The 26,272-nt window shown below is 71.6% G+C and carries 25 protein-coding genes; 13 read left to right on the forward strand and 12 right to left on the reverse strand.

Features of this window, described 5'->3' with window-relative positions; genetic code table 11:
* The first annotated feature begins 70 nt into the window (after positions 1 to 70).
* The 3 genes from ABH920_RS47730 to ABH920_RS47740 all read left to right on the forward strand — a co-directional run bounded on the left by ABH920_RS47730 (position 71) and on the right by ABH920_RS47740 (position 2,973).
* The gene (locus ABH920_RS47730) at positions 71 to 1,246 is read left to right on the forward strand and encodes an alkane 1-monooxygenase (RefSeq protein ID WP_370356077.1); all 1,176 of its coding nucleotides are present in this window, start codon (positions 71 to 73) and stop codon (positions 1,244 to 1,246) included.
* Between the two features lie 166 nt (positions 1,247 to 1,412).
* Positions 1,413 to 2,525 (forward strand): alpha/beta hydrolase family protein, encoded by a 1,113-nt coding sequence (locus ABH920_RS47735; protein WP_370356079.1) that lies wholly within the window; start codon positions 1,413 to 1,415, stop codon positions 2,523 to 2,525.
* Positions 2,526 to 2,706: 181 nt separating this feature from the next.
* On the forward strand, positions 2,707 to 2,973 hold the full coding sequence (locus tag ABH920_RS47740) for a hypothetical protein (protein WP_370356081.1): 267 nt from the start codon (positions 2,707 to 2,709) through the stop codon (positions 2,971 to 2,973).
* 29 nt (positions 2,974 to 3,002) lie between these two features.
* Here ABH920_RS47740 and ABH920_RS47745 read toward each other — a convergent pair whose 3' ends face one another.
* Genes ABH920_RS47745 through ABH920_RS47770 form a run of 6 tightly spaced genes read right to left on the reverse strand, consistent with a single transcriptional unit; the run spans position 3,003 to position 8,065 of the window.
* Positions 3,003 to 3,995 carry a helix-turn-helix transcriptional regulator gene (locus ABH920_RS47745; RefSeq protein ID WP_370356083.1) on the reverse strand — a complete coding sequence of 331 codons (993 nt, stop codon included), beginning with the start codon at positions 3,993 to 3,995 and terminating at the stop codon, positions 3,003 to 3,005.
* Positions 3,996 to 4,031: 36 nt separating this feature from the next.
* Positions 4,032 to 4,619 (reverse strand): GNAT family N-acetyltransferase, encoded by a 588-nt coding sequence (locus ABH920_RS47750; RefSeq protein ID WP_370356085.1) that lies wholly within the window; start codon positions 4,617 to 4,619, stop codon positions 4,032 to 4,034.
* A 10-nt stretch (positions 4,620 to 4,629) separates the two neighbouring features.
* Entirely contained in the window at positions 4,630 to 5,700 is a 1,071-nt protein-coding gene (locus ABH920_RS47755) for an NAD(P)H-dependent flavin oxidoreductase (protein ID WP_370356087.1), read from the reverse strand.
* Positions 5,701 to 5,706: 6 nt separating this feature from the next.
* Complete coding sequence (locus tag ABH920_RS47760; protein WP_370356089.1) at positions 5,707 to 6,513, reverse strand: CoA-transferase subunit beta; 807 nt, start codon at positions 6,511 to 6,513, stop codon at positions 5,707 to 5,709.
* Positions 6,510 to 7,295: a CoA transferase subunit A gene (locus tag ABH920_RS47765; RefSeq protein ID WP_370356151.1), complete on the reverse strand. Its 786-nt coding sequence runs from the start codon at positions 7,293 to 7,295 to the stop codon at positions 6,510 to 6,512. The genes ABH920_RS47760 and ABH920_RS47765 overlap by 4 nt, the downstream gene beginning before the upstream one ends.
* Before the next feature lie 2 nt (positions 7,296 to 7,297).
* A complete protein-coding gene (locus ABH920_RS47770) occupies positions 7,298 to 8,065 on the reverse strand; it encodes an enoyl-CoA hydratase family protein (protein WP_370356091.1) in 768 nt (255 codons plus the stop codon).
* A gap of 157 nt (positions 8,066 to 8,222) precedes the next feature.
* Between ABH920_RS47770 and ABH920_RS47775 the strand changes: the two genes are divergently transcribed.
* From ABH920_RS47775 to ABH920_RS47785, 3 genes are all read left to right on the forward strand, one after another.
* Positions 8,223 to 9,398 (forward strand): hypothetical protein, encoded by a 1,176-nt coding sequence (locus tag ABH920_RS47775; RefSeq protein WP_370356093.1) that lies wholly within the window; start codon positions 8,223 to 8,225, stop codon positions 9,396 to 9,398.
* A 170-nt stretch (positions 9,399 to 9,568) separates the two neighbouring features.
* Entirely contained in the window at positions 9,569 to 10,576 is a 1,008-nt protein-coding gene (locus ABH920_RS47780) for an ATP-binding cassette domain-containing protein (protein ID WP_370356095.1), read from the forward strand.
* A 68-nt stretch (positions 10,577 to 10,644) separates the two neighbouring features.
* Positions 10,645 to 11,454 (forward strand): ABC transporter permease, encoded by an 810-nt coding sequence (locus tag ABH920_RS47785; RefSeq protein ID WP_370356097.1) that lies wholly within the window; start codon positions 10,645 to 10,647, stop codon positions 11,452 to 11,454.
* Here ABH920_RS47785 and ABH920_RS47790 read toward each other — a convergent pair.
* Positions 11,436 to 14,831: a BTAD domain-containing putative transcriptional regulator gene (locus ABH920_RS47790; protein ID WP_370356099.1), complete on the reverse strand. Its 3,396-nt coding sequence runs from the start codon at positions 14,829 to 14,831 to the stop codon at positions 11,436 to 11,438. The two genes, ABH920_RS47785 and ABH920_RS47790, sit on opposite strands and share 19 nt — an antisense overlap.
* Before the next feature lie 83 nt (positions 14,832 to 14,914).
* Here ABH920_RS47790 and ABH920_RS47795 point away from each other — a divergent pair, with 83 nt between their 5' ends.
* From ABH920_RS47795 to ABH920_RS47810, 4 genes are all read left to right on the forward strand, one after another.
* Complete coding sequence (locus ABH920_RS47795) at positions 14,915 to 15,685, forward strand: SDR family oxidoreductase (RefSeq protein ID WP_370356101.1); 771 nt, start codon at positions 14,915 to 14,917, stop codon at positions 15,683 to 15,685.
* A gap of 9 nt (positions 15,686 to 15,694) precedes the next feature.
* Positions 15,695 to 16,600, forward strand: coding sequence for an SDR family oxidoreductase (locus ABH920_RS47800; RefSeq protein ID WP_370356103.1), 906 nt, complete (start codon positions 15,695 to 15,697; stop codon positions 16,598 to 16,600).
* Between the two features lie 109 nt (positions 16,601 to 16,709).
* A complete protein-coding gene (locus ABH920_RS47805) occupies positions 16,710 to 17,327 on the forward strand; it encodes a SigE family RNA polymerase sigma factor (protein ID WP_370356105.1) in 618 nt (205 codons plus the stop codon).
* Complete coding sequence (locus ABH920_RS47810; RefSeq protein ID WP_370356107.1) at positions 17,324 to 18,691, forward strand: hypothetical protein; 1,368 nt, start codon at positions 17,324 to 17,326, stop codon at positions 18,689 to 18,691. The genes ABH920_RS47805 and ABH920_RS47810 overlap by 4 nt, the downstream gene beginning before the upstream one ends.
* A 195-nt stretch (positions 18,692 to 18,886) precedes the next feature.
* Here the strand turns inward: ABH920_RS47810 and ABH920_RS47815 are convergent, their stop codons facing one another.
* Both ABH920_RS47815 and ABH920_RS47820 read right to left on the reverse strand, forming a co-directional pair.
* Entirely contained in the window at positions 18,887 to 20,587 is a 1,701-nt protein-coding gene (locus ABH920_RS47815) for a DUF885 domain-containing protein (RefSeq protein ID WP_370356109.1), read from the reverse strand.
* 158 nt (positions 20,588 to 20,745) lie between these two features.
* On the reverse strand, positions 20,746 to 21,549 hold the full coding sequence (locus ABH920_RS47820) for a maleylpyruvate isomerase family mycothiol-dependent enzyme (protein ID WP_370356111.1): 804 nt from the start codon (positions 21,547 to 21,549) through the stop codon (positions 20,746 to 20,748).
* A 376-nt stretch (positions 21,550 to 21,925) separates the two neighbouring features.
* Here ABH920_RS47820 and ABH920_RS47825 point away from each other — a divergent pair, with 376 nt between their 5' ends.
* Positions 21,926 to 22,822 (forward strand): hypothetical protein, encoded by an 897-nt coding sequence (locus ABH920_RS47825; protein WP_370356113.1) that lies wholly within the window; start codon positions 21,926 to 21,928, stop codon positions 22,820 to 22,822.
* On the opposite strand, the gene ABH920_RS47830 is transcribed toward ABH920_RS47825, so the two are convergent.
* The 3 genes from ABH920_RS47830 to hisN all read right to left on the reverse strand — a co-directional run bounded on the left by ABH920_RS47830 (position 22,780) and on the right by hisN (position 24,965).
* A complete protein-coding gene (locus tag ABH920_RS47830; RefSeq protein ID WP_370356115.1) occupies positions 22,780 to 23,535 on the reverse strand; it encodes a DedA family protein in 756 nt (251 codons plus the stop codon). The genes ABH920_RS47825 and ABH920_RS47830 overlap by 43 nt on opposite strands.
* A gap of 80 nt (positions 23,536 to 23,615) precedes the next feature.
* Positions 23,616 to 24,026 carry a cyclic nucleotide-binding/CBS domain-containing protein gene (locus ABH920_RS47835; RefSeq protein ID WP_370356117.1) on the reverse strand — a complete coding sequence of 137 codons (411 nt, stop codon included), beginning with the start codon at positions 24,024 to 24,026 and terminating at the stop codon, positions 23,616 to 23,618.
* Between the two features lie 135 nt (positions 24,027 to 24,161).
* A complete protein-coding gene (gene hisN, locus ABH920_RS47840; protein WP_194904859.1) occupies positions 24,162 to 24,965 on the reverse strand; it encodes a histidinol-phosphatase in 804 nt (267 codons plus the stop codon).
* A 309-nt stretch (positions 24,966 to 25,274) separates the two neighbouring features.
* Between hisN and ABH920_RS47845 the strand changes: the two genes are divergently transcribed.
* Together ABH920_RS47845 and ABH920_RS47850 are read left to right on the forward strand one after the other, a co-directional pair.
* The gene (locus ABH920_RS47845; protein ID WP_370356120.1) at positions 25,275 to 25,625 is read left to right on the forward strand and encodes a hypothetical protein; all 351 of its coding nucleotides are present in this window, start codon (positions 25,275 to 25,277) and stop codon (positions 25,623 to 25,625) included.
* Positions 25,626 to 25,676: 51 nt separating this feature from the next.
* Positions 25,677 to 26,258: a TetR family transcriptional regulator gene (locus ABH920_RS47850; protein WP_370356122.1), complete on the forward strand. Its 582-nt coding sequence runs from the start codon at positions 25,677 to 25,679 to the stop codon at positions 26,256 to 26,258.
* Positions 26,259 to 26,272: the final 14 nt, after the last annotated feature.

Below are 26,272 nucleotides of genomic sequence, written 5' to 3' on the forward strand. Positions count from 1 at the left end.
ACTCTCATTGTGCAAGGGATCCAATAGCGGATTCCCCCGAAAGCGTGCTGAGCAGCGGGAGGCTGTGGCTATGTCGGCGTCGACCCTCGGTTCCACCGGCCTGCGACCGGAGACGCAGGCCTGGCAGGACGGCAAACGGTACCTGTGGCCGCTGGCCCTGGTGGTGCCGATCCTCCCGTACGTCGGCTTCGGCCTGTGGCACCGCTTCGACAACGCGCTGGCCTGGTACCTGACGCCGTTCCTGGTGTACGTCGTGGTGCCGGTCGGCGACTGGCTGATCGGCGAGGACGCCGGCAACCCGCCGGTCGAGCGCGAGGCGCAGCTGCAGTCGGCCTGGTACTACCGGGTGCTCACGTTCCTGTACCTGCCCCTGCAATTCGGGTCGCTGGTGCTCGGCGCGTGGGCCTGGAGCCAGCCTCATGTGAACCCGGCGTCGAAGGTCGGCATCGTCATCACCGTCGGCATCGTGACCGGCATCGCCATCAACACCGCGCACGAACTCGGGCACAAGCGCGAGGAAGTGGAGCGCTGGCTGTCGAAGATCGCGCTGGCGCCGTCCGGCTACGGGCACTTCTACGTCGAGCACAACCGCGGGCACCACGTGCGGGTCGCGACGCCCGAGGACCCGGCCTCGGCGCGGCTGGGGGAGTCGTTCTACCGGTTCTGGCCGCGGACCGTGTGGGGCTCGCTGAAGTCCGCGTGGTCGTTGGAGACGAAGAAGCACCGGCTGCGCAAGCGGTCGCCGTGGACGCTGCGGAACGACGTGCTGAACGCGTGGCTGATGACCGTGCTGCTGTTCGCGGCGCTGACGGTGTGGCTCGGAGTCGGGGTGCTGCCGTTCCTGGTACTGCAGATGGTGTTCGGCTTCTCGCTGCTGGAGATCGTGAACTACCTGGAGCACTACGGTCTGCTGCGTCAGCGTACTGAGAGCGGCCGGTACGAGAAGGTCGAGCCGGTGCACAGCTGGAACAGCGACCGGCTGTCGACGAACGTGTTCCTGTACCAGCTCCAGCGGCACAGCGACCACCACGCGTACCCGAACCGGCGGTACCAGGTGCTGCGGTCGTTCGACGAGGCGCCGCAGCTGCCCGGCGGGTACGCGACGATGATCGTGGTGGCGTTGTTCCCGCCGGTGTGGCGCCGGGTGATGGACCAGCGGGTGCTGGACCACTACGACGGCGACGCGCTGCGGGCGAACCTGACGCCGAAGCTGCGGGCCAAGTACGAGGCCGCGGCGCGCGGCTGAGGCAGCGCTTGGGGTTTCTGAGCCCGGGACCGGTTTCCGACCGGTCCCGGGCTTCTTCGTGTGCGCAGGTCGCCGGGGTTCGATTGACGGGCTCATTGTTCTAGTAGTTCTATATCAATGGGAACTATGGAGCCTGATTCGGGCCCGACCTGTTGGGAGTGCTCTCATGCGTGGAGTTCGTGGAGTTCGTGGAGTTCGCGGTGCTGCCGCGGCCACGGCGGCCATCGCTCTTGTCGCCGCATCGGCGCCTGGCGCCTCGGCTTCGGCGGCGGCCGACTGCCGGCCGTCCGCGTCCTACGACCTGACCTTCACCAGCGCCGGCGACACGCTCCCGGCGACCTTCTTGCCCGCGGCCGACCGCGACGGCGCAGCAGCCCTGATCATCTCGGGAAGCGGCCCGACGGACCGCAACGGCGACGATCCGCAATACCCGCACCTGGACACGAATCTGAACTTCGCCAAGGCTTTGGCGTCCGCCGGCGTCTCCTCGCTGCGCTACGACAAGCTCGGGTCCGGCACGGCCGGCCTCGGCGGACCCGGCCACCACCCCGGCGGTGCGGGCATCGACTTCACCCTCTTCGCGCAGGAAGCGCTCGACGCCTACCGCACCATGGCCTCGCAGCCCGGCGTCGACCCGCACCGCCTGGTCATCGTCGGACACAGCGAGGGCGGTCTGTTCGCGCTGCTGCTGGCGAACGAGCTGAAGGGGACGGCGCTGGCGCCGCGCGCCGTCATCCTCGCGGCCCCGCTGAGCGAGCGCTACCTGGACCTGCTCGCGACGCAGCTGACCGAGGCGTATCAGAAGGCTGCCGCCTCGGGTGCGATCACGGCCGCCGCGGCGGCGCACTACATCCAGCAGATGCGCGACGCCTTCGCCTCGATCCGGGCCGGCCACGGCGTCCCGGCCGGCCTGGACGACCCCTCGTTGAAGGCGCTGCTGAGCCCGGTCAACGCCACCTTCCTCTCCCAGGCCGACAAGTACGACCCGGCGCAGCTGGCGCGCTCGCTCGGCGACGACTTCCCGGTTCTGGTGGTGCGGGGCACGAAGGACGTCCAGGTCACCGGTGCGGAGGTCGCGCGCGTCGCCGACGCCTTGCGCGACGACGAGGACGCCTGGGACGTGAGCATCCCGAACGCCGACCACCTGTTCAAGATCGTGAAGGGTGTCCCCGATCCGGCCGTGGACTACCCGGACGCGAACCGGAAGTTCGCGCCGGAGGCCGGAGCGGTGGTGCGGGCGTTCGTCCGGGAGATGGTCGGCGAGTCCGCTTGTAGCTGACCGCCGCCGCTTGACCACCGCTGCCTGACCACCACCGCTTGACCGTCTCGCCGCAGCGTGTTGGTATGGCTGGCGCAGGGATGCCAACGCTCAAGCTTTTCGAAGCCAGGGGTGGTCTCTTTTGCGTGTCCCGAAGTCAGTCCGACGCCGCTTCACCCTGGGTGTCCTGCTCGTCTCCGCCATGGCTGTGGTGGCGGCGCCGGTGGGGGCGGCCGCGGCGGTGGTCGCGGCGCGGGTCGCGGACTCGTACCAGGTCTCGGCGCCCGTGGTCACCACCCCGGCGTGTCCGGTGCCGAACACCGGGGACGACAACGAGTGGTGGTTCGACGACGGAGCCCTCGGCCCGGCCGAACCTTTCTCCACCGCCTGGGATTCTCAGAGCGCTGAGACCAGGACTGAGACCAGCACCGACGGCAACACTGAGACCAGTACTGACAGCGCGCCGTAGACCGGCACGGCAGTCGCGGCGCGCTCGCCCTACTTCTCGCCGCCGTACATCCGAGCCAACCCCGCGGCGGTCTCCGCGATCCGCTCCCGCAGGTCCGTCGGTGCCAGCACCTCGACCCCGGCCCCCAGCGCCAGGAACTGCCCGTGCGCGTGCGTCAGCGACTCGATCGGCACCGTGGCCTTCACCCACCCCGCGCGCTCGCAGTCGTCCTCGGCGCTGGCGTTGACCGCGTTCACCACGTCCGCCGCCATGACCTCCTCCAGCCGCTGCCGGCCGTCCGGCGAGAGCCGGATCATCGCCTCGCCCTGGATCAGCCTGGTCCGGAACTCCGCGACCTGCCGGGACCAGAAGGCGCCGAGGTCGAAGTCGGCCGGGCGCTCGAAGTGCGAGTCCTCGTCCTCCAGCGTGGTCAGCTCAAGGATCTGATTCACCCGGTACGTGTTGACCCGCCCCGCCGACTCCGCGACCGTGTACCACTTCCCGGTCTTCAGCACGATGCCGTACGGCGCCAGCGTCCGCTCGACCTCCGGCGGCTCGGTCCAGCGCCGGTACAGGACCCTGATCCGCCGCTGGTTCCACACCGCCTCGGCGACCGCCGGCAGGAACGGGCTGGTGTCCCCGTCGTCGTACCAGCCGGGCGCGTCGAGCAGGAAGCGCTCCTGGATGCGGCCGCTGCGGTCGGCCAGCTCCGGCGGCAGCGCGGCCTTCACCTTCAGCTGCGCGGCAGCCATCACCGAGCCCAGCCCGAGCTCGGCCGCCGGCCCCGGCAGCGCGGCCAGGAACATGGCCTGCGCCTCGTCCGCCGACAGGCCGGTCAGCCGGGTGCGGTAGCCGGCCAGCAGCTGGTAGCCGCCGGCCGGGCCGGCGTCGCCGTAGAGCGGGATGCCGGCCTCGTGCAGCGACTCGACGTCCCGGTAGATGGTGCGGACCGAGACCTCCAGCTCGTCGGCGAGTTGCTGGGCCGTCATCCGTCCCCGGGTCTGCAGCAGCAGGAGCAGGGAGACGAGTCGAGACGCGCGCATGGCTGGATTATCCGTCCGGCCGCCGACAGATTCGCGCTACGCGGTGAACCCGGTGGTCACCCGGGTCCCGCGGGCACCCGCGCGCGCCTCCTCGAACTCCGCTCGGACGATCGCGTAGGAGACCATGTCGTTGTACTTGCCCTCGCGGAAGTGGCAGCCGCGGATGATTCCCTCGCGCAGCAGCCCGGCCTTCTCCAGGGACCGCTGCTCGGCGATGTTCTCCACGTCGGTCGATGCCTCGACCCGGTTCACCGTCGTGAAGTCGAACAAGTATGCGACGAGCAGTCGCTGCGCCTCGGCGCCGTAGCCCTTGCCCCGGGCCGACGGGATCAGCCCGATCCCGAAGTTGACCGCCGGCGCCGGGATCGGACCGTAGCTCTCCGGGTGCCAGCTCACGTCCCCGATGAACTCACCCTCCGCCTCGACCGCGAGCCGGCCGCTCAGGTCGCCCCACTTCGGGTGCGCTTCGCCGGATTCCACGAGCCGCCGCAGCCGGCCGGGCACGTTGAACCCGTAGAAGCTGAACCGGTCGTCCGGCGTCGGCGGGTTGGCCTCGATGACCGTGCAGTCGTCGAGAGTGAAAGGACGCAGGCGGACCGTGCTCGCGGGGGTGTCGTAAGTCATAACCGCCAAGTTAGCCCACTACCGAGGCCGACGCGCCGACCAGCGCCGCCACCGCCTCGGCGACGATCCGGTCGATGAGTTCCTCGCAGCTCGGCAGGTCCTCGATCAGCCCGACGACCTGTCCCGAGGACAGCACCCCGGCCGCCGGATCGCCGCGCACCAGCCCGGCCTTCAGCAGCATCGGGGTGTTCGCGGCCATTACGACCTGCCCCAGGCGCAGGCCGTGGTGCCTGCGCATGGCCAGGCCGTCCTTGGCCATCGCGCGCAGGGACATGCCGGTCATCTTCTTGAACGCCAGGCCGTTGCGCGCCGACCGCACGAGCGCGCCGACCCGGCCCGAGCGCTCGATCTGCTCGACCAGCCCGGTGCGCAGCACCCGGTGCGGCACGCCGTCGATCTTCGGCGTCGCGACGGTCCCGTTCACGTCCGCCGCCAGATACAGCGCCTTCACCGCCTCCGGGACCCGCGAGTCCGACGTCAGCAGGAACCGCGTCCCCATCGCCACGCCCTCGGCCCCGTACGCCAGCGCCGCCGCCAGCCCGCGGCCGTCGAAGAACCCGCCGGCCGCCAGCACCGGGATGTCCACCGCCGCCGTGATCTGCGGGAGCAGCAGACTGGTCGCGACGCCGCCGGTGTGCCCGCCGCCCTCGCCGCCCTGCACCACCACCGCGTCCGCGCCCCACGCCGCGACCTTCTCGGCGTGCCGCCTCGCCCCGATCGACGGCACCACGACGGTCCCGGCGTCCTTCAGCTTCGCGATCAGCTCCCGCTTCGGCGCCAGCGCGAAGGACGCGACCCGTACGCCCTCCTTGATCAGCAGATCCACGCGCTCGCCGGCGTCGGCGGCGTCAGCCCTCAGATTCACCCCGAAAGGAGCATCAGTACGCTCCTTCACCTCGCGGATCGCCGCGGCCAGCTCGTCGTAGGACATCGTCGCCGAGGCCAGGATCCCCAGCGCCCCGGCCTTCGCCGTCGCGGTCACCAGGTGCGGACCGGCGACCCAGCCCATGCCGGTCTGCACGATCGGGTGCCGGACGCCCACGAGCTCCGTCCACCGGGTACGGATCCGCTGCTCCAGCATGCGCGGTCAGCGCCTTCCGGTTCTCGTGGAAGGGACTTCGCGCTCGCGGGTGTCCTCCGGATCCAGGACCTCGCGGATCAGCCGCAGCGCCTCGGCGTCCGGCTGCGGGGTGGGCTCTATCCGCCCCCTGTCGGTCCCGATCAGGACGAAACCGGTCGCGTCGACCACCTCGTCGATCGTGACGCCGGGATGGATCGAGCGGACGCGCATCCGGTGGTCCGGGGTCTGGAAGTCGAAGACCGCCAGGTTGGTCACCACCCGGCGCAGCTCGTGGAACCGCGCCGGGTGCCCCACGCCGCGCGCCCGGTCGTATCCGAGCCCTGAGACGACGTCCACCTTCTCCACGAACACCTTGGGGGAGTGGTTGGCGATCCAGTAGCTCGTCGGGTGGTTCACGGTGTTGCCCGGCGCGCCGCGCACGCCGATCAGCTGCGCCTTGGGCCGGGCGAAGTCGGTGCCGATGGCGGAGATGTTCTGGTTGCCGAACTTATCCAGCTGGCTGGCGCCCATCATCACGTGGCGCGAGCCGTGCCAGACGAAGTCGAACAGCTGGCGGTAGGGGATGTGCGCCTCGACGTGCGAATCAGTGCCCGTGGGGTCGGTCAGGAAGTTCGCGTCGCCGTCGGAGAGCAGCAGGCCGGGGGCGAAGGTCAGCTTGGCCAGCCGGGCGCCGAGGGCCGGGATCAGGCCCATCGGGGAGGCGATGATCTCGCCGTCGCCGCGCCAGGCTTCGGCGCAGGCCGCCACGCAGATCTCGGCGCGGGTGCAGATCTTTGTGTGGGTACTGACCTCGGCGCGTGTCACGTCGCTCATCGGCTCGCCTCCACGAAGACGTCGCCGCCCGCGTACGCCTTCTGCGCCGCCTCGTCGCGGCCGTAGTCCGGGACGCAGCTGGTGAAGCCCGCACCGCCGGGGGCCTCGACCACTCCGTCCACCATCATCCGGTTGATCTTCAACGACTGCGGCGGCCCGGCGGCCAGCAGCTCGGCGGTGTCGACGATGCGCTCGCAGGAGACGTAGCGTTTCTTGGCCGCCAGACAGTAGAGGTCGTCGAAGTAGATGTCAGGACCCAGATACTGGGTGTTGCCGTACATGTCGGCGCGGTTCAGGTGGACCAGGGCGGCGTCCAGGTGGATCGCGGGCATCGCGAGGAGTTTTTCGCCGTCGTCGTAGGGCGAGTCGACGGTCCGCAGGTCGCGGTTGTTGCGCATGACGTCGGTGCCGAGGCCGGCGCGGGTCGGCAGGAACGGCAGGCGGAGCGCGGCGGCGTACAGGCCCCACTGGAGCGCACCCTCGTCGAACTCCGACACCTCGATCCCGCCTTCCTGGCGGGCCTTGCGGAAGTAGGGGTCCAGGGCGATGGAGTCCAGGGACACGAAGCCGTAGACCGCTTTGCGCACCTTGCCGGTCGCGCAGAGCATCCCGACGTCCGGGCCGCCGTAGGACACGACGGTCAGGTCCTTCAGGCTGGACTTGGCGATCGCGGTCACCAGGGCCATCGGTTTGCGCCGCGAGCCCCAGCCGCCGATGCCGACCGTCATGCCGTCGCGCAGCTCGGCGACCACGTCGTCGACGGTCATCCGCTTGTCGCGCATGCTCACGCCTTGCCTTCCTTCTCGGCCCCGAACTTGTCGCGTTCCTCGTCGGCCACCCCGGCCAGGTTGATCTCGAAGGTGAAGCCCTGCTCGAAGCGGTAGGAGCGCTTGACGTCGACCGGGTCGATGCCGTTCAGCGCGGCCTTGGCGGCCCGGATCACCGCCGGGTGCTTGGCGGCGATCTCGGCGGCCAGCTCCAGGGCGGTCTCGTGCAGCTTCTCGCGCGGCACCACGTCCCAGACCGAGCCGAACTCCAGCAGTCGCTGCGCGGAGACGGTGCGCGCCGTGTAATACATGGTCCGCAAGTAGTGCTGCGGCACGAGCCGCCCCAGATGCGTGGCCGCGCCGAGCGCGCCCCGGTCCACCTCCGGGAGTCCGAAGTACGCGTCGTCGCTGGCCACGATGCTGTCCGCGTTGCCCACCAGACCGATCCCGCCGCCGACGCAGAACCCCGCGACCTCGGCGATCACCGGCACCGGGCAGTCGTAGACGGCGGCGAACGCGGCCGCGCAGCCGGCGTTGGCGCCGAGCAGCGCGTCGAAGCCGGGCGTGTTCTGCATCTCCTTGATGTCCACGCCGGCATTGAAACCGCGGCCCTCGGCGCGCAGGATGACTACTCGGGTCTCAGGGTCCTGACCGGCGGCGCGCACCGCCTCGGCGAGCGCGAACCAGCCGGCCACCGGCAGCGCGTTGACCGGCGGCTGGTCGACCGTGACGGTGACGACGCCGCGGTGCGCCGCGCCGGGCTCGCTGGTGCAGGTGATGGCCAAGGCGGCCTCCCGGGTCCGAGGGTGCGGTGGAGCAACCTAGCATTTGCTTGGGATCCTAGCGGTCGCTCGGAGGGGTGACCAGAGCGGCGGGAAACACGGACGTGACCGACAGTGGCCCTTGTAGGGAACAGGACCGCGACCGATCGGAGCGCTCACGATGTCCCAGGACGACCAGCGCGACCAGCCGAACCGCGACGAGCAGAACCAGGAGCCGGGGGACGCGGCCGCCGCCCGGGACGCGGGCTCGGGCCAGAGCGCCGGAGGCGGTACCGCGGCCGGCGGGATCAGCGGATCGGCTGGCAACACTACTGCCGCTGGTGCTCGGGCCGGCGAACCGGCGGCCGGCACTGCTGCTGCGAGTGGTGCATTTGCGGCCGAGGCTGCCGGCGCCGACGATGATGCTCCGGCTGGTGCTGGTGCTGGTGCTGGTGCTGGTTCCGGTGCCGATGCTGCTGCTCCGGCTGGTGCTGCTGCGGCCACCACCGCTACTGCGTCGGCTCGCGCCGCCACCGTAAGTACCCCCCGCCGCGAGTTCCACGACCCCGGCGAAGGCGCGCCCCGCTACGCCGCCACTCCGGGCGAAGCGCCGCGTTCCGGCTCCGAGCAGTCCTGGAGCGCCGAGCCGAACCCCGGCTACCAGCGCGATCCGGCCATCGACTACTCCGGGAAGCGCGTCCTCGTCGGCACGCTGGTCGGCGCGCTGCTGATCGCCGCCTTCGTCAGCTACGGCGCCCGCATCCTCGCCAACCGGTCCAACAACGGCGACGGTTCGGCGCCGTGGACCGCGGCCGTGGAGAAGGACGGTGCGGTGGTCAACGGGATCAGCGCGCAGGGCAACGGCGCGCCGCACGAGATCCCGGTGCAGGCCGACCTCAGCACCGGCACCACCGGCGCCACCACCTCCGGGGTGTACACCGCGGCGATCGCCTCGTGCCGGACCGCGACGGCCATCACGCTGCCGGTGACCACCCAGACCGGCACCGCCGCCGCGATCGGGACCTGGTCGGCGCAGGCGACCGCGAGCGCGACGAAGCTGCGCGCCGACGCCGCCGCGCTGCAGAACGCCCTCAACCTCGGGCACACCGACGCGGTCGCGAGCGCGGCGAACACGTTGTGCCTGGCGTACCCGGGCATCGCCGCCGTGCCGCCGATGCCGGACGCCGCCGGCTCCCAGGCGTGGTCGTCGGCGGCGACCGCGTTCGCCACCGCCGCCACCGAGTCCCTGCGCGGCGTCAGCGGCAACCCGGACGCCCAGTCCGCGGCCTTCGACAACATCGCGCAGGGCGACAAGCAACTGGACGCGCTGTCCGCGCGGATCATGTCCGCGACCTGACACCTCGCGCTCTGAGCTGCGCGTTCGCGTTCCCTCGACAGCCGCTGACGGACTCCCGTCAGCGGCTGTCAGGTGCTGTCAGTGCCGTGTGCGTGAGCTATCAGCGGCCTCCTCGATGCTCGTAGTCGTAACGATGACGATAACGATGACGACACGAGGGGAACAGGTCGATGACCACCTACGCGATCGAGGCCGAGGGTCTGCAGAAGTCCTTCGGCGAGACGAAGGCGCTCAAGGGCGTCGACCTGTACGCCAAGCCCGGCACGGTGCACGCGGTCCTGGGCCCGAACGGCGCCGGCAAGACCACCAGCGTCCGGATCCTGGCCACGCTGATCAAGGCCGACGCCGGCACCGCGCGCATCGGCGGCTACGACGTCGCCAAGCAGGCCGAGAAGGTCCGCGCCACGATCGGCCTGACCGGCCAGTACGCCTCGGTCGACGAGGACCTGACGGGCCTGGAGAACATGGAGCTGATCGGCCGCCTGCTGGACCTGTCCAAGCGCGACGCCCGGGCCCGCGCGGCCGAACTGCTGGAGTGGTTCGACCTCACCGAGGCCGCCAAGCGCCCGGCGAAGACCTATTCCGGCGGCATGCGGCGGCGCCTGGACCTGGCCGCCTCGCTGGTCGGCCGGCCCTCGGTGATCTTCCTGGACGAGCCCACCACCGGCCTGGACCCCGCCAAGCGCGAGGACATGTGGGACGTGGTGCGCCGGCTCGTCGGCGAGGGCTCCACGGTGCTGCTCACCACGCAGTACCTGGAGGAGGCCGACGCGCTGGCCGACGAGGTGACGGTGATCGACCGGGGCCAGGTGATCGCGCACGACACCCCGCTGGGCCTCAAGCGCGTCGTCGGCGGCCAGACCCTGACCGTGCAGCCGCTGGACCCGGCGCGCCTGGCCGAGGCCGCGGCGCTGCTCCAGCAGGTGTCCGGGAACAAGGCCGAGTCGCCGCGCACCGGCGTGGTGTCGGTCCCGGTACTGGACGACGCCGCGCTGACCGAGGTGGTGGCCCGGCTGTCGGTGGCCGGGATCGGCGTGACCGAGCTGTCGCTGCACCTGCCGAGCCTGGACGAGGTGTTCTTCTCGCTGGTCGGGCGGCGGGTCGGCGACGACCGTCCGGTGGCTCCGGCGCGCGGCGCGCGCGAGGAGGCCGAGTCGTCCGCGCCGGTCGGGGTCTGACCACCACCCGACAACACCGCCACACCATCGCATCAGAACCCATACATACTTCTCCGAGGGGACTCACCATGACCACCGCCACCGTCGTGCCCGTGGGCGCCGCGACCGGCAGCACCAGGCCGTTCAAGACCATCCGGCACAGCGCCGCACTCGCCAAGCGCAGCCTGATCAAGACCATGCGTACCCCGGAAGCCCTGCTGGACGTGACGCTCCAGCCGGTGATCTTCCTGCTGCTCTTCACCTATGTCTTCGGCGGCGCTATCGCCGGCTCGCAGAAGGTTTACTTGCAGTACCTGCTGCCCGGCATCCTGGCGCAGACCATCGCCATGAGCGCCACGGCGATCGGCGTGAACATGAACACCGACATCTCCAAGGGCGTCTTCGACCGCTTCCGATCACTGCCGATCGCCAGGTCGGCGCCACTGGTCGGCGCCGTGCTCGCGGACTTCGTCCGCTACGCGCTGGTCGCCGTCATCACCCTGACCGTCGGCTACGCCATGGGCTTCCGGATCCAGACCAACCCGCTGGAGGCCGGGGCCGCACTGCTCGTGGCCGTCGCCTTCGCACTGGCGATGAGCTGGGTGTCGGTGTTCATCGGGATGGTGGCCCGCACTCCGGGCTCGGTGCAGGGGATCATGATCCTGGTGGTCCTGCCGCTGAGCTTCGGCAGCACCACCTTCGTGAAGACCAACACGCTGCCCGGCTGGATGCAGGGCTTCGTGAACGTCAACCCGATCACCCACCTGGCCGGCGTCTCGCGCTCGCTGTTCCTGGGCGGCCCGGTGGCCAACCACATGCTCTGGACGTTCGGCTGGATCGTCGGCCTGACCGCGGTGTTCATGCCGCTGGCGCTGCGCGCCTACGGCCGCAAGGTGTGAAGCCCGGCCTTGGGATCGGTCACGACGTCCTCGGGCAGGCCCAGCGTGCGCGCGATGAGAACCTGGTTCTCGTCGCGCGCCGCGTTCTTGCCGACGGCGTAGCAGGATTCGTAGTCGGGATGCTCTTTGAGTCTCTTCACCAGCGCCACGCGTTCGCTGTCGCTGTGGTCCTGGGCGCCGACCATGCCCTCGGACGCGCCGAGCAGCCGCATCGCGAGTTCGGTCTGGCCGACGGCGTCGGCGTAGCGTGCGGCGCCGACTGCCATCCGGCCCTGGATCGGCACGTCGCGGGCGATCAGGCCGTACTGGAAGGCCCGGGCCAGCGCCGGCCGCGCCGGCTCGGGCTCGTCGGCGTCCAGGTACAGCATCGCGGCGCCGGACTCCCGGAACGCCAGCAGCTGGGGCGGCCCGTTCCAGTTCTCGACGTACTCGGACTCGGCCATCCGCAGGTAGTGCCAGGCCAGGTCGCGGTCGCCGGTCTGCCGGCTGTGCTCGGCCAGGCCGATCAGGGCCACGAAGCAGCTCATCTGCGATCCCGAGTTCCGCGCCGCTTCCAGGACCTGTTCGAGCAGTTCGCGCGCGTCGTCGGGCCGCCCGAGCCGGCTGAGCAGCTGGGCCTGGCCGATCTGGATCTGCGCGGCGCTGCTGTAGGCGTTGATCTCGCGGATCAGGTCCAGCGCCTGGGTCTGCAACTCCAGGGCCTGGGCGTCGTCGCCCGCGGTGATCGCCATCGAGGCCATGCCGTTCAGGCAGGCCGACAGTCCCCAGCGCTCGCCGATCTCCTCGAAGAGCGCGCGGGCGCGCTCGAAATCGGCCTGCATGGGCTCGCGGACGCCGGCGTTCTCCGCGGCCATGCCGCGCATCAGGTGGAGCATGGCGGCGACCCACGGGTCCGGGTGGTCGATGTACTTCTCGACCGCGGCTTCCAGCCGCTCCCGGTCGTCGGCGAGCATCGGCGCGACGACCGCGGCCAGGGCCAGCAGCGGATGCTCGACGGTGTCCAGCGAGGCGATCGTGTCGGCGATGTCCCGGGTGAGCTGCGGGATCTCCTGCCACAGGTAGTCCTCGAACACGGCCGTGATCCGCTCCATCACGGTGACGATCGCGTGCGCCTCGACCGGCGAGGGCCCCGGCACGTCCAGCGCCACCCGCATCCACGAGCGCCCTTCCCGGTTCTGGTCGCCGAGCGTCCAGTACCAGGTCATCGCTGCGGCGATGCGCACGGCGGTGTCGGCGTCCTCGTCGGCGGCGGCGAACCGCAGCGCGGCCAGGATGTTGTCCCGCTCGGCGTTGAGGCGCTTGAGCCACACCATCTGCGAGCCGCGCCGCAGCTGCGGTTCGGCGGTCTCGGCCAGGTCCAGGAAGAACGCGGCGTGCGCGCGCCGGGTGTCGGCCAGTCGGCCGGCGCCGCTGAGCCGGTCCGCGCCGTACTCGCGCAGCGTCTCCAGCATGCGGAAGCGCGGGTCCTGCCCGGGCTCGGTCGGCACCGCCTGCAGCAGCGACTTGTCAACGAGCGCGCAGAGCTGGTCGAAGGCGAGGTCGGGGTCCAGGCCGGGGGTCACCGCGGCGGCGGCCTCGGCGGTGACCCCGCCGGGGAAGACGGCCAGACGCTCGGCGAGGTCGCGCTCGTCCTCGGACAGCAGCTCCCAGCTCCACTCCACGACGGCGCGCAGCGTCTGGTGCCGCGGCATGGCCGTCCGGCTGCCGCCGGTGAGGAGCCGGAAGCGGTCGCCGAGGCGGCCGGCGATCTGGTGCAGGGGGAGGGTGCGCAGGCGGGCGGCCGCCAGTTCGATGGCCAGGGGGAGGCCGTCCAGGCTGCGGCAGATGCGGACGACGTCCGGGAGGGTGTCGGCGTCCACGGCGAAGTCGGGGACGACGGCCGCGGCGCGGTCGGCGAAGAGGCGGACGGCGGGGTAGGCGAGGACGGCGTCGGCGATGGTGAGGGGTTCTGCGGCTGTGGTTCCGCCTCCGCTTGCGCCTCCGATTCCGCCTGTGCCGCTGCCCGTGCTACCGGCTCCGCTTCCGCTTCCGATTCCGATCTCCGAATCGCGGATCCGGAGACAGAACTCGTCGAGGCCGTCCGCGTCCGGCAGCGCCAGCGGCGGCACCGGGAACAGGCTCTCGCCGTCGATGGTCAGCGGCTCGCGGCTGGTGGCCAGCACGCGCAGCCCCGGCGCGTGGCCCAGCAGCGTCTCGGCGAGGTCGGCGGCGGCGCCGACCAGGTGCTCGCAGTTGTCGAGGATGAGCAGGATCCGCTTCTCGGCCAGCGACTCGATCAGGTGGTCCTCGGCGCTGCGCAGCAGGGCGGCGGCCGCGGCGGGGGAGCCGTTGTTGCTCATCATCCGGCTCTCGCGCGGTCCCAGCGCCGAGAGCACCGCCTGCGGCACCTCGCCGGGATCGGTGACCGGTGCGAGCTCGGCGAGCCAGGCACCGTCGGGGAAGCGTTCCAGGACGCGCTGCGCCGACTCGCCGGCCAGCCGGGTCTTGCCGGCGCCGCCCGGGCCGACCAGCGTCACCAGGCGCGAGGCGTCCAGCATCTTGCCGATCCGGGCCACTTCCTCGTCGCGCCCGACGAAGCTGGTCAGGCGAGCCTTCAGATTCGTGCGCGGTGCGTGCTCCAGCGTGGGCGGCGCCAGGGCGGGATCGCTGCGCAGGACCGCGAGATGGACTTCTGCGAGTTCCTTGGACGGATCGATGCCGAGCTGATCGGCCAGCGCCCGCCGCACGTGCTCGTACACGGCCAGCGCGTCGGCCTGCCGGCCCACCGCGTACAGGGCCCTGACATGCAGCGCGGCGATGTTCTCGCGCAGCGGGTGTTCGGCGCTGAGGGCCTCGAGCTCGGCCAGCGCCTCGGCGGCCTGGCCCAGGCGCAGCTCGGCGTCCAGGCGGTCGGTGAGCGCGGCGAGGCGCAGCTCGTCCAGGCGCGCGGCCGGCGCCACGGCGAAGGCGGCGTCGGCCACGTCGGCCAGGGCCGGGCCGCGCCAGAGCGCGAGGGCTTCGCGCAGCGTCGCGCGGGCGGCGGAGGGATCGTCGGCACGCAGGGCCTCGCGTCCCGAGCGCGAGAGGTTTTCGAAGCGCACGGCGTCCACGGACTCGGGCGCGATCGCGAGCCGATAGCCGCCGGGCGCGGCGGCGAGCAGCGCGGGATCGCCGAGGACCTTGCGGACGCGCGAGATCAGCGACTGCAGCGCGTTCGCGGCGCCTTCGGGCGGCTCGTCGGCCCACAGCGCGTCGATGAGCGCCGAGACGGTGACCGCGCGCCCCGCGTCCAGCGCGAGCCGGGACATCAGGGTGCGCAGACGCGCGCCGCCGAGGGCCACCGGCGCGCCGTCGAGGCGGATCTCGAGGGGGCCCAGGATCGATACGGTCAGCGGCACTGGTCCAGTCTGGCACGCAGGCGGTTCTTGGGGCGGGACGGCGAATCCTTCCCAACCTAACACTTGCTTGGTAGGCTCCGACCGTGCCCCTGACCCTCGACCTGACCGGCCGCGTCGCCCTGGTCACCGGCGGCGGCCGGGGCGTCGGGCGCGGCGTCACGCGGCGCCTGCTCGCCGCCGGCGCGACCGTCGTGAGCTGCGGCCGGACCGTCCCCGACAGGCCGCTGCCGGCCGGCGCGGAGCACCGCACCGCCGACGTGCGCGTCGCCGAGCAGGTGCGGGACCTGGTCGAGGGCGTCGTCGCCGACCACGGGCGCCTGGACCTGGTCGTCAACAACGCCGGCGGCGCGCCCTACGCGCTGGCCGCCGAGGCGAGCCCGCGGTTCTCGGCCGCGATCGTCGGCCTCAACCTGCTGGCCCCGCTGACCGTGGCGCAGGAGGCGAACCACGTCATGCAGCGCCAGGACGGCGGCGGCCACATCATCAACATCTCCAGCGAGAGTGCCCGCCGCGCCAGCCCCGGCACGGCGGCGTATGGCGCCGCCAAGGCCGGGCTGGAGAACCTGACGCGTACGCTCGCGGTCGAGTGGGCACCGCGGGTGCGGGTCAACGCGATCACCGTCGGGCCGGTCCGCACCGAGCAGGCGCATCTGCACTACGGCGACGAGGACGGCGTCGCGGCCGTGGCGCGCACCATCGCCCTGGGGCGGCTGGCCGAGCCGGACGATGTCGGTGATCTGTGTGTCCTGCTGGCGTCGCCGTTCGCTTCCTACCTCAACGGCACGGCGATACTTCTGGACGGCGGTGGCACGCGTCCGGCGTTCCTCGACGCCGCCAACGCCGAACATTTGTGAGGAGCAGTCATGGCAGGGATCTGCGAAGGCCGCGTCGCCGTCGTCACCGGAGCCGGTCGCGGCCTGGGGCGTGCGCACGCGCTGGAGTTCGCCAGGCAGGGCGCCAAAGTCGTGGTCAACGACCTCGGCGTAAGCGCCGACGGCCGGGACGGGAGCGAGGCCCCGGCGCAGGAAGTGGTCGCCGAGATCCAGAAGGCCGGCGGCGAGGCGGTCGCCGACCACCACGACATCGCCACCTGGGACGGCGCCGCCGCGCTGGTGCAGACCGCGCTGGACGCGTTCGGCCAGCTCGACGTCCTGGTCAACAACGCCGGCTTCCTGCGCGACCGGATGCTGGTCAACCTCTCGGAGCAGGACTGGGACGACGTCGTCCGCGTCCACCTGAAGGGCCACTTCCTGACCCTCCGCCACGCCGGCGCGCACTGGCGCGACCAGTACAAGATGGGCAACCTCAACGACGCCCGCGTCATCAACACCAGCTCCGGCGCGGGCCTGCTGGGCTCGGTCGGCCAGGGCAACTACGCCGCCGCCAAGGCCGGCATCGCCGCCCTGACCATCCAGGCCGCCGCCGAACTGGGCCGCTACGGCGTGACCGTCAACGCCATCGCCCCCGCCGCCCGCACCCGCATGACCGAGGGCCCCTTCAGCACGATGATGGCCGCCCCCGAAACCGGCTTCGACGCCATGGCCCCGGAGAACGTCTCCCCGCTGGTCGTCTGGCTCGGCTCCGACCGCTCCCGCGCCGTCAGCGGCCGCGTCTTCGAAGTCGAGGGCGGCAAGATCGGTGTCGCCGACGGCTGGCAGCACGGCCCGACCGCCGACAAGGGCGCCCGCTGGGACCCGGCGGAGCTGGACGCGGTGGTCGCGGGACTGATCGAGCAGGCGCCGACGCCGGGGGCGGTGTACGGGGCCTGAGGGGTCGGCGGCTTCACCACCATGTGAAGATGCGGCAGCCATGTAACCCGCAGCCCCGTCGGCCGGTGTGTCCAGTGATGTACTGGCCACCGACCGACGAGGGGCGGGCATGGAAGGGACGATCGCCGAAAGGCGGTTGCGGGCACGAGGCGGGGGATCGGCGGCGAGCCCGCCGCACGAGGACTCGTTCCGCGAGTTCGTGGAGGGCTCCTGGCACCGCCTCCTCCGCACGGCATACCTGCTGACCGGCGACCACGGCGCGGCCGAGGACCTGGTCCAGACCGCGCTGATGCGCACCTACCGGCACTGGAACCGGATCGTGGCCTACGAGGCCCCCGAGTCCTACGTCCGCCGGGTCATGGTCAACGCCAACATCTCGGCGTGGCGCCGCCGCAAGGCGGTCGTCCACGTCATGGCCGAGCCGCCCGAGCCGCCGGCCGGCGGCTCGGGCGGCTCGGGCGACCATCAGGACACGTACGCCCTGCGCGACGAGCTGTGGCGCGCCGTCTGCGCGATGTCGCCGCGCATGCGCTCGGTCTTCGTCCTGCGCTACTTCGAGGACCTGACCGAAGCCGAGGTCGCCTCGGTGATGGGCTGCGCGGTCGGCACGGTGAAGAGCCAGATCGCGCGCGGCCTGACGAGACTCCGTGGCGACCTTCAAGCCGACCAACCGGATCGAACCAACCAAGCCGATCGAACCAACCAAGCCGAGGGGAGAACGCGATGAAAGCCCGCGACCCGGAAAGCAACCGCGCCCCCCACGGCGACGCCCTGGAACACGAGTTCCGCGCGATGTTCGCCGAACGCTCGGAAACGGTACCCATGACCACCGCGCCCTACGCCGCGGTACGCCGCCGCATCACCGCGGCGCGCCGCAAGCGCCGGATGCGCATCGGCAGCGTCGGCGTGGCGTTCGCGATGGCCGTCGTCGGGATCGGCGTGTGGACGACGGTCCCGAGCCGTCATCAGGGTGCTGTCCAGCCGGGCACGATCGATCCCCACCTGCCCGCCGCCGTCCTCTACGCCGACGGCCGCACCCCGATCCCCAGCGGCCCGCTGCGGGACGCCGCGCTGACCTGGCTCCGCGCCGCCCACCCGGGAGACCTGTCCGGGCTCACCGTGGTGACCACGTTCGATCAGGCCGTCCAGAACGCCGCCACCGCGAAGATCGAGGCCGGCGACGCCGGCGTCGCGGTCGTCGACGACCGCGACGGCGCGGTGGTGGCGCTGGCCGGAACCTGGAACCGGCCGCTGCCGATCGCCGACCTGATGAAGCCCGTCCTGCTGGCCCAGGCCTTTGAAGGCGGCCACTACACGCCCGAGTCGAAGGAACCGCTCGACGCCCAGACGCACCCGCTGTACTTCCCTCCAGGGTCGAAGCAGCCCATGACGTACGCGCTCTCCGGGAACCAGACCAGGAACTGGCCGCCGGAACCGTCCAACACGCTGATCCCCGACGTCGACGTCACTCTGACGCAGGCCGCGCAGATGGGCGCCAACGAGCCGTTCGCCCAGCTGGAACTGGCCTCCGGCATGGACGTGCATTCGTTCGTCGGTTTCGCGATGCGCGCGGGCATGGCGAAAGAGCCGGATCTCATGCCGATACCCCCGCTGGTATTGGGAGAGACGAAGCAGACGCCGCTGGTCATGGCGAGCGTCTACGCGACGCTCACCGGCGGCGGCCTCCACCGGGATCCCCTGATGGTCGGGCAGTTGCTCGGGCCCGACGGCAAGGTGGTGTGGACCCCGCCCGCGATGGCCACCCGGGTCACGACGGCGAACAGCTCGAAACAGGTCACCGACGTCCTGCACGCGGCCCTGGCCGGCCCCACGGGGACCGGCATCGACGCCCTGCGCAAAGACGACTCCTCCACCGGCGCGATGGCCGCGGCGCCCGACACCGAGTTGTCGGCGTGGGTCACCGGTGTCGAATCGCACTACGCGATCTCGGTGGGGGTCTCCAACGAGGGCAACAACGGTTCCCTCGCCCCGCTCGGTTACGACCACCACGGCGGGCTCGACTTCGCCAGCAGGATCGCCGGGCCGACGTGGTCGGACGTCGTGCGGGCGGTGCGGAACCTCGCGCCGTGATGACGGATCCGCCGGGCGGCCTGAGCACCGCCCGGCGGATCCGGGTCCTGATTCGCTGTCCGCTGTCCGCTGTCCGCAGTCCGCGCTATACGTAGTCTGCGCTGTCCGCGCTATAGGTGAGCCGTGAGCCGTGAGCCGTGAGCCGTGAGCCGTGAGCCGTGAGCCGTGAGCCGCGAATCGCCATCCGGCGTCCGCTCAGCGCAGCGCCACCCGCCGCGCCAACCCCAGCGGCAGCCCGCCGGCCCCGGCGATCGTGTCGTGGAACTGCTTCAGCGTCCCCTTGCCCCGCTTCAGATACTCCGCCCGAATGGCCTCGATCTCCAGGCACCCGGTCAGATACGACGGCGCCTGCGTCGGCCACGCGCAGTACCGGTTCACCTCGCCCTTGGCCGTCTCCGGCGTCAGCGAGGCCTTCGAGGCCATGAACTTCTCGGCCTCGTCCACACTCATCTCCCCGGTGTGCAGCGCGGTGTCCACGACGATCCGCGCCGCGCGGAAGATGCGCGCGTCCAGGTGCCCCAGCTCGTGCCGCGGGTCGGCGAAGTAGCCCTGCTCGCGCATCACGGTCTCGATGTACAGCGCCCAGCCCTCGATGAAGTACGGCGTGGTGAACGCGCTGCGCACCAGCCGGCCCTGCTCGGCCACCCACGACAGGTGCCAGTGGTGCCCGGGGTACGCCTCGTGCGCGGCGATCGTCGGCATCGACACCCGCGCGTTGGTCTTCAGCCGGCCGAGCACCGCCTCCGGCGAGGAGCCGGTCGGCGTGAACGGCACGTTGAACACCCCGGTCCGGGACGGCGTCAGCGCCGGCGGCCGGTTGTAGGAGGCCACCGACAGCACCGCGCGCAGGAACTCCGGCCCGGGCTGCACCAGGCACTCCTCGCCCTCGGCGAACGTCACCAGGTCGTGGTCCTTGCTGAACTGCCGGGCCCTCTCGGTCTCGGTGATGTACTCGGCGAGCATCGCGGCCTCGGTCGGCGGGAAGTCTTCGCAGAGCACTTCCATCGTCGCGCGCCAGTCCCGGGACCCGCCCGGGATCCGCTCGGCCAGGTCCTGCATCTCCTCGTTCAGCTGGTCGTACGCGACCTGGCCGCGCCGGTGCAGCTCCGCGGTGTCGTAGCCGAGCATCTCGACCTCTTGCAGGAGCCGCGAGTACGTCTCCTCGCCGAGCCGCCAGTCGCCTTCGCAGCGCTCTGAGAAGTCCGCCAGGAACGTCGCCAACTCGTCGAACGCGGCCGCCGCGGGCTCGGCGGCCTCGGCCAGCTCGGCGCGCAGCGCGTCGTCCGACACCATCGCCGGCAGCGACTCCGTCAGGAAGCGGCGGCCGGTGCGCGCCTGTCCCAGCGACCGGTCGACCAGCAGCTTCGGCGCCAGGCCCGGGTCCAGGTTGCGGCGGCAGGTGGCCAGCAGCTCCGGGACCTGCTTGAGTTTGGCCAGCGACTCCTCGACCAGGCGCGCCTCCGGCCGGGTCTTCTGCTGGAACGGGATGTAGAGCCCGTACAAGGCGGAGCTGACGTAGTCCGCCGCGTCGCGCCGCCAGACCTGACGGCCGGACAGGATCCCGTGCTTGCGCAGCTGAGCCCGCAGCAGGTCGCGGTCGACGCCGTCCTCGAAGCCGCCGCCGTGGCCGTCCGACCCGGTGCCCGCTGATCCGGTGCCCGCCGATCCGGCGCCGTCGCCGCCGCCCTCGGCCAGCGCGTCCAGCTTCGCCAGATGCGCGGCGGCCTCGGCGGCCCGGCGCTCGTACGCCTCGATCGACAGGTCGCCGAGCGTCATGGTGTGCTCCGGATTGTCGGAGCCCATGGTCGTGGCCATGACCGGATTCGCGTCCAGGTACCAGGCCACCGCCTCGGCGACTGCTGACGCCACCGGATTCTGGGAGTCTTCAGTCGTCATGGGGCGACCGTAGCGCTCCAAGAGCATCCGCGGCGCTGAAGATCCCCCTTGACCGACCCTCGTGACCACCCTCGCCACCGGTCTGGACCAGTGCCGGGTCCGGCACCGGTCCAGCGCGGTGTGCTCAAGCGCGGGCTCAGAACGGCCTCAGAACGGCCTCAGAACGAAGCGTTCGTCACCCAGTGGTCCAGCAGCGTGTGGTCGCCCAGGACCTCGATCTCCGCGGTGCCGGCCGCGCGCCGCCGCCAGAGGAACAGGTACAGCTCGCCGACCGGCCCGCGGACCGCCGCGGCGCCCTTGGCGTGCGAGCGGCGCCAGCGGAAGCCGTGCGGCTCCAGGGTGATCAGCCACTCGGCACGCTCCTCGCCCGAAGCGGCCGGGTCGCCGTCGGTGGCGTGCAGGTGCAGGGTCTCGCCGTCACCGGTCAGGGCCCTGATCTTCGGGGCGAACGCGGCCGCCGAGGGCAGCACGGTCAGGAACTCGTCGATCCCGTCGGCGGCCACCGACGGGTCGAACTCCGGGGTCCGGCCTAGAGCCAGTTCCATGTCCGCGCGGTGCACCGCGGTCTCGTGCAGCATGCGCCGCGCCCAGAACCGCGCGTGCTGGTCCGGGCCCCACGACCACACCGGCTTGTCCGGGCCGGAGTCGCGGACCGCGGCGGCCAGTTCCGCCGTGCCGGTGCGGATCCAGTCGCCGTAGCCCGCGTAGGACTCCGGGAAGCCCAGGTCCAGGGTGCGCGGGTTCACGGCCTCGCTGTTCGGCGAGCGCACGATCGCCGCGGCCCAGCGGTGGGCCGTGCCGATGTGCCGTGCCGCCTTGCGGACGTTCCAGCCGGGGCAGGAGGGGATCGGTCGGTTCCAGTCGTCGGTGCCCAGGCCGTCGAGCAGCGTCGCCACGCGCTCCGCCTCGGCGGTGAGTCGTTCCGTGTGGACGAGGTGCGGGTTGGCCGTCTCGCTCATCATCGGCTTTGCCTTCCATCGGTGGTCTCGGGCGCCGCCGGTTCGCGCGGGCGAGGGGTGCGCGCGCGGGGACGACGGCGTGAGGGGACGAGTCATCGGTGGTGAACGGATATGGAATTGGTCGTGGACGCCGGTGCGCCCAGGAGGAACACTGGACCACCGCACGGCGGGCCGCCACCCCCGGACGTGTGATCATCGTCTCTTGTGTCCGCGTGGTTCCCGACCACCTTCCCCGGCAGGCCGGTCCCCACACCTGCGCCCCTGGTCGAAGCTGACCGGCGCGTACGGTTACCGCCGGGAACCGCGGGTGCGTAACAATCGGGCGGAGGAGCCGGGACTCACCGACCCTGGTGGGATCGGCGAAATTCGGGAGGCACGCGTGGGACTGGCATGGGGCTTGGTGGCGGCGATCGCCTGCGCGCTGGCTTACGGGGCGGCGACGGTGTTCCAGGCGATCGGCGCCGGCCGCACCAAGGACACCGCCGGCGCCGGCGTCGACCCGCGCGTGCTGATCAGGGCTCTGTCGCAGCTGCCGTTCCTGGCCGGCGTCGGCCTGGACACCCTGGGGCTGGTGGCGGACCTGGTGGCGCTGGAGAAGCTGCCGCTGTTCGCGGTGCAGGCGATCATGAACTGCTCGCTGGCGGTCACCGCGCTGCTCGCGGTGCCGCTGCTGAAGGCGAAGCTGACGCGCAACGACTGGATAGCGGTCGGCGCGGTGGTGCTCGGCCTGATCCTGGTCGGGATCTCGGCCGGCGCGGAGTCGCCGGTGCACGTCGGCCGGGACGTGCACTGGGGAGTGCTGGTCGCGGTCGTGGTGCTGATCGCCGGGTCGTTCCTGGCGATCTGGAAGCTCGGCGGGAACCCGGTGGTGCTCGCGGCGTTCGCCGGATCGCTGTTCGGGGCGTTCGCGATCTGCGTGCGGATCCTGCCGGACCTGCACCCCACGGCGCTGCTGACGGACCCGGCCGCCTACGCCGGCGTGGTCGCCTCGATCACCGGGTTCCTGTTCTTCACCACGGCGCTCCAGCGCGGCTCGGTGACGATGGCTACGGCGACGCTGGTGGTCGGGGAGACCGGGCTGCCGGCGCTGCTCGGGTTCACGCTGTTCCACGACCACACGCGGCACGGGTTCGCGCCGGTGGCCGTGGTCGGGTTCCTGTGCGCGGTCGGCGGGGCGGTCGCGCTGTCCCGGTTCGGGGAGGCGCAGGCCGGTCCCTCGGGCTCCGGGAGCGGTCAGGGCGTGGAGGCGGTCTCCGAGTCGTCGGCGACCAAGTGAAGGCGGACGCGGTCCTCGTGGCCGGCGTGGCCCTCGTGGCCGAGTTCCGTCTCGTGGTCGGTCGCTGCTGACTCTGCGGCCGCCGGGGCCGGGCTCACCGACCCCTTGCGCTTCTTGACCACGAACAGCACCACCGCACCGACCACGACCAGGCCCAGCATCACCCAGCTGACCAGCGAGGCGTAGTGCTCGACCTTGTGCCAGGCGTTGCCGGCGGCGTAGCCCAGAAGAGTGAACGCGGTGGCCCACACCACGCCGCCGAGCGCGTTCCAGAACAGGAACTTCCGGTACGGGATCCGCGACACGCCGCACAGCCCCGGCACCAGCGCCCGCAGCGCGGCCGCGAAGCGCCCGGTGAACACGGCCTTCCCGCCGAGCCGGTTGATCAGCTGCTTGCCCTGCTCGATGTGCTCGGGCTTGACGAACCGCGCCGGCAGCCTGGTCAACAGGCTGTCGCCCCACTTCTTGCCGACCTCGTAGCCGACGCTGTCGCCGATCACCGCGCCGAGGATCGCCGCGGCCAGCGCCACCCCGAGGTTGACCTTGCCGCTGAAGGCCAGGAAGCCGCCGATCACCACGGCGATCTCGCCCGGGATCAGGAAGCCCAGGAAGATCGAGGCCTCCAGCGCGGGCAGCAGGAACACCAGCGCCAGCGCGGCCGGGCCGGGCAGTTTCTGCAGCGTGTCCGCGATCCAGGTCAGTAGGGCTCCCATAGCGGTCAAGCTTAGGCGGTCCGAAATTCCTGGGGGACCTGCGAAGGTCGCCGATCGGCGTCATCCCTGAGGATGACGGGTCAGGCCGGCGATGGCACCCGGGTCCAAGCGCGGACGATGTCCCGGACCGAGATCATCCCCACCACCTCGTCCCCGTCCACCACGATCAGGTGCCGGAACCCGCCGCGGGTCATCGCCTCGGCCGCCTGCTCCAGCGTCCAGCGCGGGGTGGCGAAGACGACCTCGGAGGTCAGGTGCCCCTCCACCACCTCGGTGTCGGCGTCCAGGCCGCCGCCGAGCGCGTGCAGGATGTCCCGTTCGGTGATGATGCCGATCCCGGCGGTCTCGGGGTTGTGGACGACGGCGCTGCCCACGCCGCGCCGGGTCATCCGCTGCGCCGCCTGGCGCAGCGTGTGGCGGGGGCCGATCATGAGGATCTCGGTGGACATCGCTTGCCGGACGTGGTCGTGGCGGGCAGGAATGGCGGACATGGTCGCTCCCTGATGATTCGCCTCGGGGTGGGGGCCGTGCCGGGGGTTCGACACGGTGGCCGACGGGCTCCTATTCACAAATTCACATGCGCGGAACACGTTGGCAAGGCGAAAGCGGGGAGAACTTTTCGGGCGTCACCCTTCCAGCTGTTGGCCGCCCACGTAATAGAGCAATTCCTCGTGCAGCAGGCCGTTGGAGACCGCCGCCGAACCGCCGAAGACGCCGGGCACGCCGTCCACCGAGGTGAACTTCCCTCCGGCCTCGGTCACGATCACCGCCAGCGCGGCCATGTCCCACAGCGACAGCTCCGGCTCGGCGGCCAGGTCCACCGCGCCCTCGGCGACCAGCATGTGCGACCAGAAGTCGCCGAACGCCCGGGTGCGCCAGCAGGCGCGGCACAGGTCCAGGAAGGAGTCGAGCTTGCCGTACTCCTCCCACGCGGTGATCGAGGCGTGCGCGAAGGAGGCGTTGCCTATGGCCGCCACCTTGGAGACGTGGCAGCGCTGCGCCGAGGACAGCGAGCGGCCGGTGAACGCGCCGCCGCCCTTGGCCGCCCACCAGCGCCGGCCCAGGGCCGGCGCCGACACCACGCCGGCCACCACCTCCTCGCCCTCCATCAGGCCGATCAGCGTGGCCCAGACCGGGACGCCGCGCACGTAGTTCTTGGTGCCGTCGATCGGGTCGATGATCCACTTGCGGCCGGTGGCGCCGACCGCGGTTTCGCCGAACTCCTCGCCGAGCATGGCGTCGCGCGGCCGGGCCCGGGACAGCGCGGAACGGATCGCCTCCTCGGCGGCCTTGTCGGCGTCGGAGACCGGGGTCATGTCGGGCTTGGACTCCACCACCAGATCCCGGGCCTTGTAGCGGCCCATGGTGATGGCGTCGGCGGAGTCCGCGAGGACGTGGGCCAGCCGAAGGTCGTCGTCGAAGGCGGTCATGGGTCACACGATAGGGCGAATCCGCGACCCGCCGCGCCTGTCCTCCCAGGATGTGATCGCCCTCCTCACTAGGCTGGCCGTATCTTCCGACGAACATCACCCCCAGGCCTGACGCCGCCGCGACGAACGCCGATCCCGTCGCCGCGGCGCCTGCGGTCCTGGCTCGGTTTCGCAGCGGACGCGCAGACCCCCGTCGACCGCGTCGCTCCCAAGGAGCTGACCTCCTCGATCCCCGCTGCGGCGAGACCAGAACCGGAACCGGAATCGCCGCGGCCCGCGTCGCGGCCGGCGCCGCGACCGTCCTCCGTCGTGCGCCGGACGAAGGAACGCGTGGACCGGCTCCCGGCCGATCTGCTGGAGCCGGTCGTCGAGCCGCGCCTGAGCATCGACGGCTGGAGCTACGAGGGCACGCAGCTGGAGGAGTGCTTCCCTCCGCAGGTCGAGGCCGAGCTGGCGCAGGCCGTGCACATGATCTGCACCGGGCACGCCACCGCCTGGAACTACCGGCGCGCGGTGCAGCTGCTGGAGGGGCAGCGCTCCTACTCCCAGGCGTACGCGGTCCTGGAGACCTGGTCCGCCGAGGGGCCGGACCCCGACCCGACGCTGCCGAAGTGGCGCGCGCGGCTGGCCCGGGCGGTGCTGTCGAACACCGGAGCTTGACCGCCGAACACCGGAGCTTGACAGCGCCCCCCGCCGTGTCAAGCTAGCTGCATGGGTTCCGCACGTGAAGCACTGCTCGACGCCGCCTACGAGGCCATCGTCGCCGGCGACTGGTCCAGCGCCCGCATGGCCGACCTCGCGGCGCGCGCCGGCGTCTCGCGCCAGACCCTGTACAACGAGTTCGGCAACCGCGACCAGCTCGCCGCGGCCCTGGCGCTGCGCGAGGCCGAGCGCTTCCGGGAGCTGACCGGCCGGGCGGCGCGCGAAGCCCCCGGCGACGTCGGGGCCGCCACCGCCGCCTCGGTGACCGCCGCGCTGACCGCGGCCCGGGACAACCCGCTGATCAAGGCCACCCTGACCGACGACACCTCGGGCCTGCTGCCCTACCTGACCACCCGGTCCGCGGCGATCATGGACGTCTTCCGCGAGGACTCCATCGCCATCTTCACCGAGCGCTGGCCGGAGCTGGCCGACCGGCCCGAGGTCCGCGCCGAGGTGGGCTGGATCTGCGAGACCGCCTTCCGCCTGGTGATCAGCCATCTGATCATCGCCACCGAGCCCGTGGAGACCACCAGCGCGCACATCGCCGAAGTGGTCCGCCGCCTGATGAGGAACCTCACCACGAACGAGTGAACCGAGCTACGGCA

Origin of the sequence: Catenulispora sp. EB89 (assembly GCF_041261445.1) — a bacterium.
Classification (GTDB): Bacteria; Actinomycetota; Actinomycetes; order Streptomycetales; family Catenulisporaceae; genus Catenulispora.

Excerpts from the sequence above, each read along its gene's own strand:
- ABH920_RS47815 (WP_370356109.1), bottom strand. The coding sequence starts at position 20,587 with ATGACGACTGAAGACTCCCAGAATCCGGTGGCGTCAGCAGTCGCCGAG.
- ABH920_RS47805 (WP_370356105.1), top strand. The coding sequence starts at position 16,710 with ATGGAAGGGACGATCGCCGAAAGGCGGTTGCGGGCACGAGGCGGGGGA.
- ABH920_RS47745 (WP_370356083.1), bottom strand. The coding sequence starts at position 3,995 with ATGCGCGCGTCTCGACTCGTCTCCCTGCTCCTGCTGCTGCAGACCCGG.
- ABH920_RS47820 (WP_370356111.1), bottom strand. The coding sequence starts at position 21,549 with ATGATGAGCGAGACGGCCAACCCGCACCTCGTCCACACGGAACGACTC.
- ABH920_RS47730 (WP_370356077.1), top strand. The coding sequence starts at position 71 with ATGTCGGCGTCGACCCTCGGTTCCACCGGCCTGCGACCGGAGACGCAG.
- ABH920_RS47800 (WP_370356103.1), top strand. The coding sequence starts at position 15,695 with ATGGCAGGGATCTGCGAAGGCCGCGTCGCCGTCGTCACCGGAGCCGGT.
- ABH920_RS47830 (WP_370356115.1), bottom strand. The coding sequence starts at position 23,535 with ATGGGAGCCCTACTGACCTGGATCGCGGACACGCTGCAGAAACTGCCC.
- ABH920_RS47765 (WP_370356151.1), bottom strand. The coding sequence starts at position 7,295 with ATGCGCGACAAGCGGATGACCGTCGACGACGTGGTCGCCGAGCTGCGC.
- ABH920_RS47755 (WP_370356087.1), bottom strand. The coding sequence starts at position 5,700 with ATGCTGGAGCAGCGGATCCGTACCCGGTGGACGGAGCTCGTGGGCGTC.
- ABH920_RS47785 (WP_370356097.1), top strand. The coding sequence starts at position 10,645 with ATGACCACCGCCACCGTCGTGCCCGTGGGCGCCGCGACCGGCAGCACC.
- ABH920_RS47740 (WP_370356081.1), top strand. The coding sequence starts at position 2,707 with ATGGCTGTGGTGGCGGCGCCGGTGGGGGCGGCCGCGGCGGTGGTCGCG.
- ABH920_RS47850 (WP_370356122.1), top strand. The coding sequence starts at position 25,677 with ATGGGTTCCGCACGTGAAGCACTGCTCGACGCCGCCTACGAGGCCATC.
- ABH920_RS47810 (WP_370356107.1), top strand. The coding sequence starts at position 17,324 with ATGAAAGCCCGCGACCCGGAAAGCAACCGCGCCCCCCACGGCGACGCC.
- ABH920_RS47760 (WP_370356089.1), bottom strand. The coding sequence starts at position 6,513 with ATGAGCGACGTGACACGCGCCGAGGTCAGTACCCACACAAAGATCTGC.
- ABH920_RS47835 (WP_370356117.1), bottom strand. The coding sequence starts at position 24,026 with ATGTCCGCCATTCCTGCCCGCCACGACCACGTCCGGCAAGCGATGTCC.
- hisN (WP_194904859.1), bottom strand. The coding sequence starts at position 24,965 with ATGACCGCCTTCGACGACGACCTTCGGCTGGCCCACGTCCTCGCGGAC.
- ABH920_RS47780 (WP_370356095.1), top strand. The coding sequence starts at position 9,569 with ATGACCACCTACGCGATCGAGGCCGAGGGTCTGCAGAAGTCCTTCGGC.
- ABH920_RS47735 (WP_370356079.1), top strand. The coding sequence starts at position 1,413 with ATGCGTGGAGTTCGTGGAGTTCGTGGAGTTCGCGGTGCTGCCGCGGCC.
- ABH920_RS47775 (WP_370356093.1), top strand. The coding sequence starts at position 8,223 with ATGTCCCAGGACGACCAGCGCGACCAGCCGAACCGCGACGAGCAGAAC.
- ABH920_RS47750 (WP_370356085.1), bottom strand. The coding sequence starts at position 4,619 with ATGACTTACGACACCCCCGCGAGCACGGTCCGCCTGCGTCCTTTCACT.